Source organism: Pseudomonas bubulae (genome assembly GCF_900618535.1).
Classification (GTDB): domain Bacteria; phylum Pseudomonadota; class Gammaproteobacteria; order Pseudomonadales; family Pseudomonadaceae; genus Aquipseudomonas; species Aquipseudomonas bubulae.
Genome location: NZ_UYJA01000001.1, coordinates 379,766 through 396,178 on the forward strand (window position 1 = coordinate 379,766; position 16,413 = coordinate 396,178).

The 16,413-nt window shown below is 58.4% G+C and carries 12 protein-coding genes; 4 read left to right on the forward strand and 8 right to left on the reverse strand.

Annotated elements, in window-relative coordinates:
• The first annotated feature begins 4 nt into the window (after positions 1-4).
• Complete coding sequence (gene araD1, locus PPTH39_RS01755) at positions 5-997, forward strand: AraD1 family protein (RefSeq protein WP_095019923.1); 993 nt, start codon at positions 5-7, stop codon at positions 995-997.
• 12 nt (positions 998-1,009) lie between these two features.
• Entirely contained in the window at positions 1,010-2,593 is a 1,584-nt protein-coding gene (locus PPTH39_RS01760; protein ID WP_095019924.1) for an aldehyde dehydrogenase (NADP(+)), read from the forward strand.
• Between the two features lie 135 nt (positions 2,594-2,728).
• Here PPTH39_RS01760 and PPTH39_RS01765 read toward each other — a convergent pair whose 3' ends face one another.
• The 3 genes from PPTH39_RS01765 to PPTH39_RS01775 all read right to left on the reverse strand — a co-directional run bounded on the left by PPTH39_RS01765 (position 2,729) and on the right by PPTH39_RS01775 (position 6,915).
• Complete coding sequence (locus PPTH39_RS01765; protein WP_095000222.1) at positions 2,729-3,358, reverse strand: glutathione S-transferase family protein; 630 nt, start codon at positions 3,356-3,358, stop codon at positions 2,729-2,731.
• 28 nt (positions 3,359-3,386) lie between these two features.
• Positions 3,387-4,757 carry a metal-dependent hydrolase family protein gene (locus tag PPTH39_RS01770; protein WP_130871477.1) on the reverse strand — a complete coding sequence of 457 codons (1,371 nt, stop codon included), beginning with the start codon at positions 4,755-4,757 and terminating at the stop codon, positions 3,387-3,389.
• A 262-nt stretch (positions 4,758-5,019) separates the two neighbouring features.
• Positions 5,020-6,915, reverse strand: a complete 1,896-nt coding sequence (locus PPTH39_RS01775) for a sigma-54-dependent Fis family transcriptional regulator (RefSeq protein WP_095024671.1) — start codon at positions 6,913-6,915, stop codon at positions 5,020-5,022.
• Positions 6,916-7,159: 244 nt separating this feature from the next.
• Here PPTH39_RS01775 and PPTH39_RS01780 point away from each other — a divergent pair, with 244 nt between their 5' ends.
• Both PPTH39_RS01780 and PPTH39_RS01785 read left to right on the forward strand, forming a co-directional pair.
• Positions 7,160-8,983 (forward strand): NAD(P)/FAD-dependent oxidoreductase, encoded by a 1,824-nt coding sequence (locus tag PPTH39_RS01780; RefSeq protein WP_130871478.1) that lies wholly within the window; start codon positions 7,160-7,162, stop codon positions 8,981-8,983.
• A gap of 118 nt (positions 8,984-9,101) precedes the next feature.
• Positions 9,102-10,067 carry an endonuclease gene (locus PPTH39_RS01785; RefSeq protein ID WP_130871479.1) on the forward strand — a complete coding sequence of 322 codons (966 nt, stop codon included), beginning with the start codon at positions 9,102-9,104 and terminating at the stop codon, positions 10,065-10,067.
• Between the two features lie 21 nt (positions 10,068-10,088).
• Here the strand turns inward: PPTH39_RS01785 and PPTH39_RS01790 are convergent, their stop codons facing one another.
• The 5 genes from PPTH39_RS01790 to PPTH39_RS01810 all read right to left on the reverse strand — a co-directional run bounded on the left by PPTH39_RS01790 (position 10,089) and on the right by PPTH39_RS01810 (position 16,413).
• Positions 10,089-10,700: a dTMP kinase gene (locus tag PPTH39_RS01790; protein ID WP_095019163.1), complete on the reverse strand. Its 612-nt coding sequence runs from the start codon at positions 10,698-10,700 to the stop codon at positions 10,089-10,091.
• Between the two features lie 119 nt (positions 10,701-10,819).
• Positions 10,820-12,010: an MFS transporter gene (locus PPTH39_RS01795; protein ID WP_130871480.1), complete on the reverse strand. Its 1,191-nt coding sequence runs from the start codon at positions 12,008-12,010 to the stop codon at positions 10,820-10,822.
• Between the two features lie 23 nt (positions 12,011-12,033).
• Positions 12,034-13,071, reverse strand: coding sequence for a Rieske 2Fe-2S domain-containing protein (locus PPTH39_RS01800; protein ID WP_095000229.1), 1,038 nt, complete (start codon positions 13,069-13,071; stop codon positions 12,034-12,036).
• 101 nt (positions 13,072-13,172) lie between these two features.
• On the reverse strand, positions 13,173-14,414 hold the full coding sequence (locus PPTH39_RS01805) for a LuxR C-terminal-related transcriptional regulator (RefSeq protein WP_095026257.1): 1,242 nt from the start codon (positions 14,412-14,414) through the stop codon (positions 13,173-13,175).
• A 136-nt stretch (positions 14,415-14,550) separates the two neighbouring features.
• Positions 14,551-16,413 carry a long-chain-acyl-CoA synthetase gene (locus PPTH39_RS01810; protein ID WP_130871481.1) on the reverse strand — a complete coding sequence of 621 codons (1,863 nt, stop codon included), beginning with the start codon at positions 16,411-16,413 and terminating at the stop codon, positions 14,551-14,553.

Consider the following 16,413-nt stretch of genomic DNA (forward strand, 5'->3'; position numbering starts at 1 on the left):
TCATATGCGATTAGTACAATTTGAACTCAACACCGGCGAGCGCCGCGTCGGCCTGGTAGACGGTGATCTGGTACGTGAAGTGCTGGGTGCCAACAGCGTGCGTGATTTGGCCCTCGCCGCCATCGAAGCGGGTGTGAGCCTGGCACAGCAGGTCGACCAGCGCGGTCTGGGCATTGCCCATGACTACCCGGCGTTATTGGCCGAGTTGCGCATCCTGCCTCCTCTGGATCATCCGGACCCGGCCCATATGCTGATTAGCGGTACGGGCCTGACCCACCTGGGTAGTGCCTCTGCGCGAGATAAAATGCACCAGCAGGCTGGTGACGAAGCGGCTTTGACCGACACCATGAAAATTTTCAAATGGGGTGTGGAAGGCGGAAAGCCCGCCGCCGGTCAGGCGGGCGTGCAACCGGAATGGTTCTACAAGGGCGATGGCAGCATCGTCGTACGGCCTGGAGCTGCATTCCCACTGCCACCGTATGCCGAAGACGCAGGCGAGGAGCCGGAAATCGGCGGCCTGTATGTCATCGGCCATGACGCGAAACCCTATCGACTGGGTTTCGCGGTGGGTAATGAATTCTCCGATCACGTGATGGAACGCAAAAACTACCTGTACCTGGCTCATTCCAAATTGCGCAGCTGCTCTTTTGGCCCTGAACTGCGGGTCGGTGCATTGCCCCAGCATTTGTCGGGCTGCAGCCGGATCCTGCGCGATGACGAGGTGCTGTGGGAAAACGAGTTTTTGAGTGGCGAAGCCAACATGTGCCACAGTCTGGAAAACCTTGAATATCATCACTTCAAGTACAGCCATTTTCTGCGTCCAGGTGATGTGCACATCCACTTTTTCGGCACGGCGACCTTGTCGTTCGCCGACGGCATTCGCACACAGCCGGGTGACCGCTTCGAGATCAGCCAGGCCGATTTCGGCGCGCCATTGATCAACGGTATCACCCCGGTCGATGGGGTGTTCGCGCCCGGCGGCATGAGCACACTTTAAAGGAGACCCTCAATGACTCAGATTCTCGGTCACAACTACATCGGTGGCCAACGCAGCGCCCTGGGCAGCGTCATCGTCAAGAGTGTCGACGCCAGTACCGGCGAGGCCCTCGCCTACGACTTTCACCAGGCCACCCCCGAGGAAGTTGACCACGCAGCCACAGCTGCCGCGTCGGCATACCCGGCATACCGCGCGTTGAGTGCGGAACGCCGCGCCAGGTTCCTGGACGCGATTGCCGATGAGCTGGATGCCCTGGATGATGACTTCGTGGCGGTTGTCTGCCGGGAAACTGCATTGCCTGCGGGTCGTATTCTGGGTGAGCGTGGACGCACCAGCGGACAAATGCGCTTGTTCGCCAAGGTGCTGCGCCGTGGTGATTTTTATGGCGCACGCATCGATCAGGCACTACCGGATCGCACTCCGCTGCCTCGTCCCGACTTGCGCCAGTACCGCATTGGCCTGGGGCCAGTGGCGGTGTTTGGCGCCAGCAACTTTCCTTTGGCGTTCTCCACAGCGGGTGGTGACACCGCCTCGGCGTTGGCAGCCGGCTGCCCGGTAGTGTTCAAGGCCCATAGCGGGCACATGGCTACTGCAGAATGGGTCGCCGATGCCTTGATGCGTGCCGCCGAACGCACCGGCATGCCTGCCGGAGTCTTTAACATGATCTACGGCGCCGGCGTTGGTGAGGCACTGGTCAAGCATCCGGCGATTCATGCCGTAGGTTTTACCGGCTCGCTCAAGGGCGGCCGCGCGTTGTGTGACATGGCGGCGGCACGCCCGCGGCCTATCCCTGTGTTTGCCGAGATGTCCAGTATCAACCCGGTGATCGTCCTGCCCCAGGCCCTTGTCGTACGCGGCGCCACTATCGCCCGCGAACTTTCCGCCTCGGTTGTGCAGGGTTGCGGGCAGTTCTGTACCAATCCTGGGCTGGTCATTGGCCTGCGCTCGGCTGCGTTCACGACTTTTATTGAACAGCTGGCCGGGCAGATCAGCGAGCAACCCGCGCAGACCATGCTTAACCCCGGCACATTGCGCAGCTACGGCCAAGGCCTGGATAAGCTGCTTGCCCATGACGCTATCCAACGCCTGGCCGGGCAAGCGCAGCAGGGCAATCAGGCTTGGCCGCAGCTGTTCAAGGCTGATGTCAGCCTATTGCTTGAAGGGGATGAGGTGTTACAGGATGAAGTCTTCGGGCCAAGCACTGTGGTGGTTGAAGTTGAGGACCAGGCTCAGCTCAGCGCCGCGATAAACAGCTTGCATGGCCAACTGACGGCCACCTTGATCGGCGAAGTGTCTGACATTGATCAGTTTGGCGAATTGACTGCGCTGCTGGAGCAGAAAGTCGGACGCATCCTGCTAAATGGTTACCCGACCGGCGTGGAAGTCTGCGATTCGATGGTCCATGGCGGTCCGTACCCCGCCACCTCCGATGCCAGGGGCACTTCAGTGGGCACCTTGGCGATCGATCGTTTCCTGCGCCCGGTGTGTTTCCAGAACTACCCCGACAACCTGTTGCCTGACGCATTGAAAAACGCCAACCCTCTGGGCCTTCACCGCCTGGTGGATGGTCAGTTGTCAGACCGCTCGCTGGGTTGATCCTGCCGTCATAGAGGGAAATTCCCGAAACTACGCGATGATATGCGCAGATACCAAGGTGTCTGCGTTACATCTGCGTGCCTACCTGGGGCCAGAGTCTCTTCTCCGTCCCCCCTATGACCAGCCGCCTCTCAACTATTCGTCGAGTTCATGCTCAAGCTTCAATGCTCGCTTCCAGCTGTCCAGTGCTGCCAGACGTTGCAGGTAAGCCTGCAGATGTGGGTACTGCGCCCCGCACTTCATCTGCTCGACCACCGTGATGGCAACAAAAGCCAGCATGAAGTCAGCCCCTGACAATGTGTCCCCCACAATGAAGGTTCTGTTCGCAAGCGTACTGTCCAGAAACCCCAGTACTTTATCGAACTCAGTCCGGGTATAGCCGTCCAGGAACTTGAGCTGAGTCCCTGCATTGATTTCAAACTGGGTGAACAGCTTGAGTAGCACCGGCACCATCGCCGAGCTTTCTGCAAAATGAATCCATTGCAGGTACTGAAGATAGTCTGGTGAGCTGAACGCGGGCTCCAGCCGGGGCGCAAAGCGGCGAATCAAGTATTCGACGATGGCGCCGGATTCAACCAGCACCTGTCCGTCCAGCTCAATCACCGGTGACTTGCCTAGCGGGTGAATGTCTTTCAGTGAGGCCGGGGCGAGATGAGTGGCAGGATCACGCTGATAGCGAATCAGGGTGTAAGGCTCTCCCATTTCTTCAAGCAGCCAAAGAATACGCAGTGATCGGGACGCGTTGAGGTGGTGAAGTGTGATCATGAAGACTCTCTCTGTTTATGATGGATGATTAGAAGTTCTTCTTATATATTTTCCCGCCTTTCATAATCATGCTGATAGTTGCATCCGGGGCCTCCAGAAACCCCAGGCTCACCGTGGGATCTCCCTCGACAACCAACAGATCAGCCAATGCACCTGCTTCTATCCGGCCAATTTTACCGGGGTATGGATTGCGGGCTCTCGACAGCCCCAACAGTTCCCCATTCATCTTTGTTGCCATGTTCACGACGTCGTGTGCAGCGTAAAACCGGGTCAACTTTGCAAGCTGTCTTCCCTGAGTGGATGTCTTTTGCGGATTAAATAAAACATCAGTCCCCCAGGCCGTTTTTATATTGAAGCGCTGAGCAAACTCATAGGCTCTCGCGGTGCCCTCAGCCACCACGCGCTGGCGCTCACGCCGTACAGGATCAGGATAAACATTAGCATCTTCATCTTGCAAAAAAGGCTGAAGACTCCACCAGATATCGTTGTCTGCCATCATGCGCGCGGTTTCTTCATCCGCCAGTTGGCCATGCTCGATCGATTTCACACCGGCGCGAATGGCACGCTGGATACTTCTGGGCGTGTACGCATGCACCATCACATAGGTGCCCCAATCGGCAGCGGCTTCAACCGCCATTCTTAATTCTGACTCCATAAACTGGGTGCTATCGAGATGGTCATACGTAGACGCAACGCCGCCACCGGCCATCAATTTTAGCTGTGATGCCCCAAGCATAAGCTGTTCTCTGGCCCGTCTGAGCACTTCGGCATCGCCATCAGCTATGGCTGCAGCACCCAGTTGCTCAGTCACGCTCAGTGGTCTGAGTGAGCTGCGGGGAATCTCTGATCGCATCCTGAAATCACCGTGGCCAGAGGTCTGTGAAATCATTGCGCCGGAAGGATAAATACGAGGCCCTGCAATAACACCCTCATCAATGGCACGCTTCAATGCGAACGAAGGTCCTCCAGGATCGCGAACCGTCGTAAAGCCGCGCATCAAGGTGCTTTCTGCTTCGCGGGCGGCGACTAAATGGATATAGCCCGGGTCTGCGCTCATCGCGTCAAGTTGCGTGATGCCCGCTAACGTAGTGTGCCAATGGGCATCAATCAATCCCGGCATCACCACTCTTCGCCCGCAATCGATAACCACGGCGCCTTCAACCTCTGTATTGGCGGGTAGCAGTGAGTCGATCACGCCATCCTTGATCAGGATGCAGACGTTATCGTCAAGCACAGCGCTACCGTTGAATAAGCGAAGATTCTTGAGCAACAGCGTGCTCGCGCTGGATTCAGCGTTTGTACCTTGTCCTGAGGCACTCGATGCGCGCACTGCAGAAAGTTGTGCACCTTTGGGTTTGATACCGCTATAGACGTCACGTCGAGACAGATCAAGCATCATTCTCGCGTGAAAGTCCTGTATATCCGGCGAGCTACAGGTGCACAGGTCATGTACTTCACGTTCAACATGATGACTGGGTGTAAAACGCGTATTGGACCTGGCAGATTTAAGCCTCATATCGAACGTTCCGTAAGCATTTTCAGGAACAGAGACTATAGATCGAATTAAAAACGCTGATCGAGGGGAAAGCTCGAGAACATTTATCGTTTCTATCCCCGGTGCAGGTACACAGAGACAGGAAGCGCGGCACTTCGCTTTCCTTTCATCCAGGCCGTGCAATACCGTGGTGTCGCAATTTGCGATAGAGCGTATTTCGGCTAATCCCCAGGCGGGCTGCAACATGGGCGATATGCCAATGTTCTGCCTCGATCAATGCCAGTAGCGTCTGCCGTTCGGATACGCCAAGCGGATCTTCGGCCAACGCGACTGGCACTGCTACTGCCGGCAGCAACTCCGCCAAATCGTCCAGAGTGACACGCCCCTCCAATGACAACGCTACCAGCGTGCGCAGGCACGTACGCAGCTGCCGGACATTGCCCGGCCAGGGTTGCTTCAGCAAGCGCTCTCTGACGCCGGCCTCCAGCCGGATTCTTGTACCTTTTGTCTCTTCGAGCAGCAGAAGGTCGAGCACACTGCCCTTGTCTGATCTTTCACGCAACGGTGGAAGCTGCACGGTGAACCCGGCAATGCGATAAAACAGATCTTCGCGAAAGCGCCCCCCGACCACACCGGCGTTCAGATCCTGGTGACTGGCACTGATAAGGCGTACGTCGAGCGGACGTGCTGTCGCGCCACCTAGCGGCATCACCTGACGCTCCTCCAGCACTCGCAGCAGTCGGGTCTGAAGCGCCAGGGGCATATCGGCGATTTCATCGAGAAATAGAATGCCGCCATGGGCCTGCTCAAGTTTACCGATCATCCCGTCCTTGCGTGCGCCGGTGAAGCTGCCACCACGATAGCCGAACAGCTCGCTTTCGATCAGCGTTTCCGGAATGGCCGCGCAATTGATCGCCACAAACGGCTGGCCCGCTCTGGAGCTGGCACGATGCAGCGCTGCCGCAAAAGCTTCTTTGCCGGTACCGGTTTCGCCCTGTAAAAATACGGGAACGTCTCGCTCCAAAACCCGTAATGCGCGGGCAAAGCCGCGTTGCAGACGCGGGTCTTCCAGGCATACATGCACGTCGTTGATGATGGGCGCTGGCGGCGTTAGCAAAGGCGATCGGTGCACGGGTTCACGCAACTGTCCGTAGATCAGGCGCCCGTCCACCAGCCGCATTGGCCAACAGACACTCGTCTGAGCGCTGGTCTGACTCATTATCTGATCCACAGGTGTTTCCAGCAGCATTGCCAGAGGCTGCCCAACCACCTGGTCACGGCTGAGGCCCAGCAGATCCAGCGCAGCATGATTGATTGAACAGATACGGGCACTCTCGTCGAAACTGAGCAGACCTTCACCCAGCAGCCCGACGAAACCAGCCTCAGGGTGCAAGCGCAGCAAGTAGCGATGCGGGTCATGCCCCAGGAAAAACGAGCTCTCGATCAGCCTGGCTGACAAGCTGGTCAATGCCATGGCCTGAAAGTGTTGCTGAAGGCTGTGGTCATCCCTCACGGATGAAAGGTTGAGCACGGCTAGCAGCTCTCCACTCGCATCGAATATCGGGCTCGCCGAACAGGTAAGTCCGACGTGCTTGCCACGGAAATGCTCATCACGGCGGATGGTGACGTGCTGTCGCTCGACCAGGCAGGTACCGACACCGTTGGTGCCCTCACAATCTTCACTCCATACCGAGCCGAGCCACAACCCGGAACGCTGAACCTCTGCTCGCTCGGATTCGTTGAACACGCTGTCGATGGCCACCCCCCGTGCATCGGTGAGTAGTACCACATGGCCGTCACGCCCGAGTTGTTGGTGCAAGTTGCTCATCTGCCAATGCGCCACGGCGATGATGTGCTCCAGTGGCGCGCGGTGATCCTGCAAGCGTGGATGCTCAACCACGTTAGGTGCGCGGCGACTGGCAGGGTCGAGCTGATACTGGTCCAGGCAGCGGCGCCAGGAGCGTGTAATGGCCAGGTCAGCACCAGGGCTGTGGCTGGCGACAGTGCCCTGCACGGCTTGTAGCACTTGTTGTGCATGGGCGTTGATCAAGGCCGGCTTCATTATTCTTGTTCTCCGTTACGGTCAGGACACGGGTCTGTTGGCAGCTTATATGAAAAGATTGCAACGAGCGCTTTTTGCACCGGGTGACACTCTGTCATCAGCATTTCCAGAAACGTGACAGAGATCCGGATCAAGATCTGAGCCGTATTGCCGCAACGGCTCTGCAACGGGGTTTTGATAGAGATGGCCCGGGCCTTGCTCTGGGTAAGTTGTTACTAAAACAACAAGATCGGGAGAAGCCCCCATGAACATCGCTGTCGAAACCCCCCTGCACACGCCTACGGCTCAGCTTGCCGCTTGGGTCGAGAGCCTCAACGAACGTCTCGCCCAGCGTGATCTGGACGGCACGCTGGCATTGTTTGCCAGCGAGTGTCACTGGCGCGACCTGCTGCTTTTCAGTTGGAACCTGGTGACCCTGGAAGGCAAACCTGCCATTCGCGACCTGCTTGAAACACGCCTCGACCAGACTCGCCCCGAGCGGTGGAAAGTGGAAGGTGAAGCGGCGCTGAATAACGGTGTGCTCGAAGGCTGGATCAGCCTGGAAACACAAGCGGCGCGGGGTAAAGGCTATGTGCGGCTGAAGGATGGTTTGTGCTGGACGCTGCTGACGGCCATGCGCGAGCTCAAAGGTTTTGAAGAACCCAGTGGTCGCCGTCGTCCGATGGGTGCCAGTCATGGTCACGCCCACGCTGACAAGCGCAACTGGCTGGAGCGCCGCCGCGATGAAGAAGCATCGCTGGGGATCACCACTCAACCCTATTGCCTGATCGTGGGCGGCGGTCAGGGGGGGCTGGGGCTCGCTGCGCGGCTCAAGCGAATGGGCGTGCCTACCCTGATCATCGACAAGGCTGACCGACCCGGCGATCAGTGGCGTGGTCGCTACAAGTCGCTGTGTCTGCACGACCCTGTCTGGTACGACCATATGCCTTACCTGCCCTTCCCCGATCATTGGCCGGTTTTCACCCCAAAAGACCAGATTGGCGACTGGCTGGAAATGTACAGCAAAGTCATGGAGCTCAATTACTGGCCGCGTACGGAATGCGTGAGCGCCAGCTTTGACGAGCAAAGTGGCACCTGGAAGGTTGAAGTACAGCGTGATGGCGAACCTGTGACGCTACTACCGACCCAGTTGATTCTCGCCACCGGCATGTCTGGCGTACCCAATGTGCCACGTTATCCGGGTGCCGAGGTTTTCAATGGCCAGCAGTATCATTCCAGCCGCCATCTCGGTGGCGACGCCTGGAGCGGCAAGCGCGCGGTGGTCATCGGTGCGAACAATTCGGCTCACGACATCTGCGCCGACCTGGTGGAGAACGGCGCCGAGGTGACTATGGTGCAGCGCTCCAGCACCCACATCGTGCGTTCCGACAGTCTGATGGAGCTGGTCTTCGGCGGGCTCTACTCGGAAGACGCCCTGGAGACGGGTTTGACCACGGACAAGGCCGACATGCTGTTCGCCTCGATCCCGTACAAGGTGATGCCAGGCTTTCATCAACCCATCTTTGCGGCGATCAAGGAGCGTGACAAGGACTTCTACGAGCGCCTGGCCAAGGCTGGTTTCATGCTCGATTTCGGTGACGATGAGTCTGGCCTTTTCATGAAGTATGTACGCCGTGGTTCGGGTTACTACATCGATGTCGGCGCCAGCGAACTGATCGCTAACGGCACGATCAAGCTCAAGAGCGCACCTGGCCTTGGTGTCGAATGTATCGAAGCCGATGCCGTCGTACTCAACGATGGCAGCCGCCTACCGGCAGATCTGATCGTCTACGCCACAGGCTATGGCTCAATGAATGGTTGGGCGGCAAAGCTGATTTCCCAGGAAGTAGCTGACAAAGTCGGGCGCTGCTGGGGCCTGGGTTCTGGCACCACGAATGATCCTGGCCCTTACGAGGGCGAACTGCGCAACATGTGGAAGCCGACACAGCAGGAAAACCTCTGGTTCCACGGTGGCAACCTGCATCAGTCGCGGCATTATTCGCTGTATCTGGCGCTGCAGCTAAAAGCGCGCTTCGAAGGGATCAATACCTCCGTCTACGGCCTTGCAAAGAGTCACCACACTGGCTGATTCAAATGGCGCCCAGCTGTGGTTGGGCGCCTTTGCACAATATTCCGGATACATTCCGGGCTAAAAGCTGCAGGCGTTCGAGTACAATGTGTTTCCTATCAATCGCTTAAGCTGTCCAATGAAAAAACTGTTTTCTGTAGTAGCGCTGACCATCTCGGTAATTACCCCCGCCTTTTCAAGCCCTCCATCGACATTTTCCGAAGCAAAAGTCATCGCAAAGCAGAAGATCTACCTCGACCAGGCGAACAGTGCCATGGGCGAGCTGTATTGCGGCTGCAAATGGACATGGGTAGGCAAGTCGGGGGGCCGTATTGATGCGGAGTCTTGCGGCCTTCAAACCAGGAAACAACAGAGTCGCGCGCAACGCACTGAATGGGAGCACATCGTTCCTGCCTGGACATTCGGTAACCAACGTCAATGCTGGAAGAACGGTGGTCGAGAACATTGTGTGGATGACGATCCCGTATTCCGGGCGATGGAAGCCGATCTGTTCAACCTCTACCCCTCTGTTGGCGAGGTGAACGGCGACCGTAGTAATTTCAACTACGGCATGGCCACCGGGGTAGCGCCGCAATATGGGCAATGCAAGACGCGGGTTGATTTCAATCAACGTGCTGCGGAGCCGCGTGACGAGGTCAAAGGCCTGGTCGCGAGGACAACTTTTTACATGTTCGACAGATATAAACTGAACATGTCTCGTCAGCAGCAACAGCTACTGATGGCCTGGGACAAGCAATATCCGGTTTCGCCCTGGGAGAAAGAGCGAGATCGCCGCATTGCAGCAATCATGGGGCACTCCAATCCTTTCGTAACCGGTGATCGTCGCTGGACGCAAGGGTACAAGACCGTCGGTGAGGGGGTAGTCGGTGCCATTCCTGTTCAACCCACTCGTGTACCCGCACAGCCGATCCTGGCGAGCGCGAGTGGCGTGAGTTCGATCATCGGTAACCGCAAAAGCCAGCTTTACCACCTCTCGATGGGGTGCCCTGGTTATGGCCAGGTGTCAGCGAAAAACCAAGTAACCTTTGACTCCGAATCTGAGGCTCAGGCAGCAGGATATCGAAAGGCAGGCAACTGCAAATAGTTGCTTTCGGTGAATACCGGGCTATCGAAGCACTCTATGGATCTGCGAAATCACCTGCATCGTTGCGTCTTCGATGGTTCCCTCATTACGGCATAAAACCCAGCCGTGATCTGCAATCGCCCGCTCGAACGCCTGGGTACAGGCAACATGTTCTTCCAGCTTATGGATCACCGTACTGTTCAGCCCTCGCGAGCGGGCCGCTGCCCTCGCCCATGAAATATCAGGGTCGGTGACAACCCCGACATGCAGGTCCGGGACTTGCACGTTTCGATCAATGTTCAACTGCAGAATCTCTGCAAACGGGATTATCCGGCGAAATGCGGCATCAGAGGGGTACCAGCGATCAATCAGGATGATGCTGTCGGGTGGCTGCTTAGCCAATACGTGCCGGGATATCCAGGTACGGCTGTCAGCAAGGCGTTCACAAACCCGCAACTCTAATTCCCGGCCGGGATTTCTGACGAGTTTGTTGACGAGGGCCATTGTTTCACCTCGATAGGGATCGCTTTTTTTCTCGCAAAGCCGGATCACCTTTTTGTTGTCTGCCCTCAGAGCTTTGGTGACGGCCTCCAGCAGTGTGGTTTTTCCAGCGCCCTTGGGCCCATCCAGAGAAACAAACAGCGCACGGTTCATTCTTCACTTAACAATTGATTCATTGATGAGCACTCTAACCTGAATAGGTACCAACGGGCCTGAAAATTACAGGCTTACAGCCGCTGCAGCCAAAGCCGCCAACCAGCAATCATCGCGTTTCACACCGCCACCACCACCCGCTCGACCGCAACACCCTCCCCATCCAAGCGTCGGGCCAGCAAACAGGTGAACGCCAGTACCGGAATCACGGCACAGGCAGCGGCTATCCACAACAGCATCGTGTAACCCTGACCCACCAGTTGCCCGGCCAGTGCCGGCCCGGCCATGGAGCTCAAGGCAAACGCGCCGGGGATCAGCATGATCGAGCGGCCACTGCGGTCCAGCCGTGCAATTGCTGCTGTCTGATAAACGCAGCCCCAGGTGAAACCTACTTCCCAGATCCATGCGCCCGCGGCATACATCACAAAGCCTTCGGCATTGCCCAGCAACAACAGCCCGGTGCCCAGCACCAGCATGACGATGAGATGCGGCACGCGTACGCCCAGGCGGTCACCGACCGCGGCCAGAGTTAGTGCGGCGGCCCCCCCCAGCAGTTTCAATACGGCAAAAACGATACCCAGTTCGCCCGGTTGCAGTGCCAGGCCATGGCCCAGTCGCTCCAGGAAAGCCCACAGGCCGATTTGCCCGGCGCCGAACAGGAAGAAAAACCCCAGCGCGGCATAAGCCGCTGGCGGTAATTGAAAACGTGACAACACCGAACCATCCCGCGGTGGTGTGTCTCTACCGATAAAGTCCTCGCGCCTGGGCAATGCCAGGGCACTGAGGCTCAGCAGCAGGATGATCGCTGCGAGCATTACTACGGCACCGGTGTAGTGGAAATACGCGATGACCAGCGAAGGCAGCGCGAATAACACGGCTGCCACCAACCCCAATTCAATGCCCAGGCGCAAGCCCAGGGCGCGCTCTTTGTTGGCCATTTCGCCCATGATACGCATGCCCAGGCAGGTCATGAGTGCGGCAAAAAAGCCAATCAGCGCCCACAACGGCAACTGCGCCGTGGCGGGCAGCCATGACGTCATCCAGTACGCTGCAGCCGCGCCAGTGGCGCAGCCCAGCGTCAGCCAGCGCCAGTTCAAACGGTCGATCAGCACGACGGCCATCAGGGTGCCCAGCAGGTAGCCGGCAAAACAAACAGCACCCAGCAGGCCGACCCGTTCGACACTGAAGCCCAGGCTGTCAACCATCGAGCCAAGCAGGATCGGCAAGGTATTGAACGGCAAGCCGCCAATGGTCGAGGCGAAGCTGGCCGCCAGCATGATCGCCATTGTCTTGCGGCTACTCATGTTCATTGCGCGTTCCTGCCCGGAGTTGATCAGCGATGGTCGACGGTGATGATTTCACTGCGCCCGGCAGTCGATGCCGGCACGCTGTCTTCGTCCATAAAGAACTGGGCGTACCAGTCGCGCAGTTGATAGACCGGACCATCACCTTCAGCCAGCACCGGTTTGTCGACCCGGATCTTGTGCTGCCAGATCACCACGTCCTGATAGAAAGCATCGCGATTACGCAGCACATAATCCTGGGCCAGCGCCCTGCTCTGCTCTTCGCTCCAGCCCGGGATCTTTTTCACCATGCAACCAAAACGCAGCTCGAAACTGTTGGCGTCGATCGGGACGTGGCAGTTGAGCAGGATCGAGTGAATTTCCATGCCCTCGAACACTGCGCGCATGCGGGTAAAATGCGTCGCCGGGCCGTAATAGGCAGACTCGGCAACCAGGTCCCCGCCCAGCCGGTCCGAGTCGCCGTGGAAAATCTGCTGGGCAATATGGCCTTCGAAAATATTCGCGAAGTACTTGGTCGGCGTGCCATGCACCGGGCCGAAGTGCTGGGCGTCCGCGAGGTTGTCGACCAGTTCCCGGGGGTTGGTCTCAATGACCAGTTTGTCCATGTGCCAGTCATGCAGCCATTCATCGCTGTCCTGCTCCGGCAAATGCGGGATCACCACATTGTCTGCCGGGGCCTTGCCCTCAGGGTTGTTCCACACGAACAGCAGGTTGTTTTCTTCACAGGTCAACCAGCGGCGGGTTTTGGCCTTGGGCGGGATCCGCTTGCAATATGGAATCTCGACGCACTTGCCACTGGCGTCGTATTGCCAATGGTGAAAGGGGCACACAACCCGGTCGTTTTCCAGGGTGCCTTGTGACAGGTCGGCGCCCATGTGCGGGCAATGGGCATCGATCACGCTGATCTCGCCACTGGCCGTGGCAAACGCCAGCAAGCGTGTGCCGAAAATATTCAGTGTATGGAGCTGGCCATCCCGGTAGTCGGCCGCATCACCCAGGCAATGCCAGCCCCGGCCAAAGCGAGGTGCCAGAATACTGTCAACGTTGATTGCTGCGAGTTTGGTCATTGTTATTGTCCTCGTGTGAAAATCCCCGGTCCTATGCCCGCTGGATTTTCACCGAACCCGCTGCCGTCCTCATCCTCCGCATGGACTAACAATGCCTGCTTTCAGGCACTGTTTTGCGTCAATCCGGTTTTTTTTCTGCTGGCCTTGGCGCCGGGCAATAACGCCAGCCCTGGCTTGCCCAGGGCAACCACACTGTTGAGGATGATGCGCACCAGTTCAGTCTGGCGGCGCACACCGGTCTTCGAGAAAATCGAGCGCAAGTGTGCCCTTGCAGTATTACGACGCACATTCAACGCCTCGGCAGCTTCTTCCAGGGACAGGCCATTGGCCAGTTCCATCGCCAGGGCGGTTTCAGCCCGGGTCAGGTTGAACAGCTGCTTGGTCAGGGTTTCGCTGGCCATGGACCGTCCTGCAGCGTCGCGGATGTATACCACCACCCCTGGGGTGCCTTTGCCCTCGGCCCAGTCCTGAGTCGCAATGGCCTCGACCACCACCCCCAGGTTGATCTGCCCCGAGGGCCTGGAGACTGACATGGCTTCAGCCTGCGTGCCTTCCTGCACATTGCCGGTGTCACGGTTAAATGCGTTGCGGACCAGGCGCTGCAGTTCGCGATTGTCGCTGGGGTAAGTCGCCTCAAGGTGTCCGCCAACCAGTTTGAGGCCGTCTGCCTGCTCCAGCAGTTCGCTGGCCATCGGGTTCAGGCTCAGGACCTTGCCCTGTTGATCCAGCACAATGGTGGCCACCGACAGGCGACTGATCGCCTGCGAGTACAGCTCGGTCATCGACTCGCTGCGGTCGATCAGGTTGTGCACATGCATGGCACGGCGCAAATGCGGTATGAACATGCCACACAGGCTGCGTTCACTGGCACTGAAGTTGGGCGCGGATTTTGGCCGGGTAATGCGAAAGCGCAGCTTGCCGCCATCAGGCGTGGAAATATCGGCAGCCATGATGTGGTAGGTGTCGTGCACGGTGCCATAGGTCTTGAAGTAAGCCGAGCGGGTCCACTGTTCCTCACTCATCAGGTCGTCGACAGTGAACACCCGGTCCATTGGCGGGTTGTTGAATGGCGTGAGCGCTTGTGGGTAGGCCCAGTAACTCACCTCGCCTTCGCGCTCAATGTCACCCACTACGATCATCAGGCCCAGGTCAGGTTGCTCGGGGACGCGCAAGATCAGGATGACATAGTTGGCCTGGTACAGATTGCGCACATGGCGCAGGGTCTTGGCCATCAGCCTGGGCTCCAGCGAGCCGTCGTAAAACTCGCCGATAAGGCTGTCATACTCGGTCAGGTTCAAGCCCATGTCTGCCAGGGTCTGAACACTCAAGCCGCTATTATCCATCGCCCTCTCCTCACGGGACACCGCCTGGGCCCTGCCCGTTGTTATTGTTATGTCGTGCCTGACTGAGGTTTACCGACAGTCGCTGTAAACGGTATGCGGGGCATCGTGCAGAAGACCTGCCCCGCAGGCCGATCGGTCACTGGCTGGTGTCCCCGATAAAAGCGGCCAGGCCAATGCGCTCCAGCACCTGTGCGCTGTACGGCACATAGCTGCGGCTGCTGTCATCACGGATAAACAGCGGGTCGCTGAATGCTGCAGGGGCATAGCCCTGACGTTGCAGGTCGACCTTGCGCAACTTGAAGGTACTGGTCAGGTCAGCCGCTGCCGATACCCGTACGAACACCGGGGCGGCGTAACGCGGCAAGCGCGTTTCGGTCAATGCATAGAACGCCTGCGGGTCGAAGCGGCGGCCCGGCTGCATCAACACCGCCGCCATACCGGCGCGCCCCTCCTGCCCGGGTACTTGCACGCCATAAATGTTGATCAGCTCAAGGCCTTCGAAGTCGCCCAGCGCAGCCGCCACCTCAAGGGTGGAAACGTTTTCACTTTTCCAGCGGAAAGTGTCGCCAATGCGGTCGATAAAATACAGGTAGCCGTCCTTGTCAAAACGCAGCAGGTCACCTGAACTCCAGTAGGCATCGCCCTGGCTGAACACATTGCGACGAATCTTGCTGGCAGTCGCCTCGGCTGAGGTATAACCCTCGAAACGCCCGCCGCCGATGTCGGGATGGTTGATGATAAAACCCAGGGCCTCACCCACCTCGCCCTCCTCGCACAGCTGGTAGAAGCCATTTTCGTCCCGTGGGTGGCTGTCGGTTTCAACGTCATAGCGCACCAGGCGCAAGTTGCTCTTTTCCCAGTACGGCACACGGCCGCAAGCCCCCAGATAATTGTCGACATTGACCACATTGGTGTTGGACTCGGTGGAGCCCCAGCCTTCAAACACGTGGATCGGCCCGAAACGGCGCAGCCAGTTCTGCCAGCTTTCGCGGGTCAACCCGGCGCCGAGCATGCAGCGCAGACCGTGGTCACGTTCACCGGCCACCTCGGGCTGGTTGAGCAGATAGCGGCAGATTTCACCGATGTACTGGAACACGCTCACATGATGCTTGCGCACATCATTCCAGAACTCACGGACACTGAATTTGCGCCGTACCACAATGGCTGCACCGGTTTTCAGCGCGGTGGACGTCACGGACGTGGCGGCTGCACCGTGATACAGCGGCAAGCAGCAGTAAAACACGTCATGGGCAGTGGTTTGCAGGGTGATTTCCATGATGTCACCGGTCGACATCCAGCGCATATGGCTATAACGCGCCGCTTTCGGCAGGCCGGTGGTGCCCGAGGTAAAGATCAGCAGGCACGGGCTCTCGGCTCTCAGGTCGGCGCGCACATCACGAGGGAATGGCATGGCGGGGGCTGTGGCCAGTGCTTGAGCCAGTCCGGTATCGACCTGTGACGGCATGGCCCCGGTCCATGGCTGCTCGGCATCCGCTACCAGCCATAAGGGCAGCGGTGGCAAGCCTTGAGTGGCAAGCACATTGCCCAGCACCTCTTCGCCGACCAGCATGGCCTTGGCATCGATCGCCTGCAGCGCGTGCACCAGTGGCCGGCCGCTGACCTGGGTATTGACGAAACCCGCCACCACGCCGAGCTTGGCCAGGGCGAACCAGCAACAGAAAAACTCCGGGCGGTTCTCCATCGCCAGGGCGCAGACATCACCCGGACGCAGGCCGCGGGCATACAGGACATGGGCCAAACGGTCGGCGCGGGCATTGATCAGGGCGAAACTGAGACGCTGTTCGCCATAAATGATAAAGGGCCGTTCGCCGTGACGCTGCGCCTGCTCTTCGAGGCGATCGGCAAGGGTGTAGCGATCGGCCGGTTTGATCCGGGCACTGGCGGCGGCCCGCAAATCGAGAATTGCCTGCGTCTGCTCCCGTGGCACAACTGCCCGTTCGGCACTGGACAGCAGGGTTGCGTTGTTGAAATCGTTCAT

What these genes read in the sequence shown, in the direction of transcription:
- araD1 (WP_095019923.1), top strand. Translation starts at nt 5, where the DNA reads ATGCGATTAGTACAATTTGAACTCAACACCGGCGAGCGCCGCGTCGGC.
- PPTH39_RS01760 (WP_095019924.1), top strand. Translation starts at nt 1,010, where the DNA reads ATGACTCAGATTCTCGGTCACAACTACATCGGTGGCCAACGCAGCGCC.
- PPTH39_RS01765 (WP_095000222.1), bottom strand. Translation starts at nt 3,358, where the DNA reads ATGATCACACTTCACCACCTCAACGCGTCCCGATCACTGCGTATTCTT.
- PPTH39_RS01770 (WP_130871477.1), bottom strand. Translation starts at nt 4,757, where the DNA reads ATGATGCTTGATCTGTCTCGACGTGACGTCTATAGCGGTATCAAACCC.
- PPTH39_RS01775 (WP_095024671.1), bottom strand. Translation starts at nt 6,915, where the DNA reads ATGAAGCCGGCCTTGATCAACGCCCATGCACAACAAGTGCTACAAGCC.
- PPTH39_RS01780 (WP_130871478.1), top strand. Translation starts at nt 7,160, where the DNA reads ATGAACATCGCTGTCGAAACCCCCCTGCACACGCCTACGGCTCAGCTT.
- PPTH39_RS01785 (WP_130871479.1), top strand. Translation starts at nt 9,102, where the DNA reads ATGAAAAAACTGTTTTCTGTAGTAGCGCTGACCATCTCGGTAATTACC.
- PPTH39_RS01790 (WP_095019163.1), bottom strand. Translation starts at nt 10,700, where the DNA reads ATGAACCGTGCGCTGTTTGTTTCTCTGGATGGGCCCAAGGGCGCTGGA.
- PPTH39_RS01795 (WP_130871480.1), bottom strand. Translation starts at nt 12,010, where the DNA reads ATGAACATGAGTAGCCGCAAGACAATGGCGATCATGCTGGCGGCCAGC.
- PPTH39_RS01800 (WP_095000229.1), bottom strand. Translation starts at nt 13,071, where the DNA reads ATGACCAAACTCGCAGCAATCAACGTTGACAGTATTCTGGCACCTCGC.
- PPTH39_RS01805 (WP_095026257.1), bottom strand. Translation starts at nt 14,414, where the DNA reads ATGGATAATAGCGGCTTGAGTGTTCAGACCCTGGCAGACATGGGCTTG.
- PPTH39_RS01810 (WP_130871481.1), bottom strand. Translation starts at nt 16,413, where the DNA reads ATGAACGATTTCAACAACGCAACCCTGCTGTCCAGTGCCGAACGGGCA.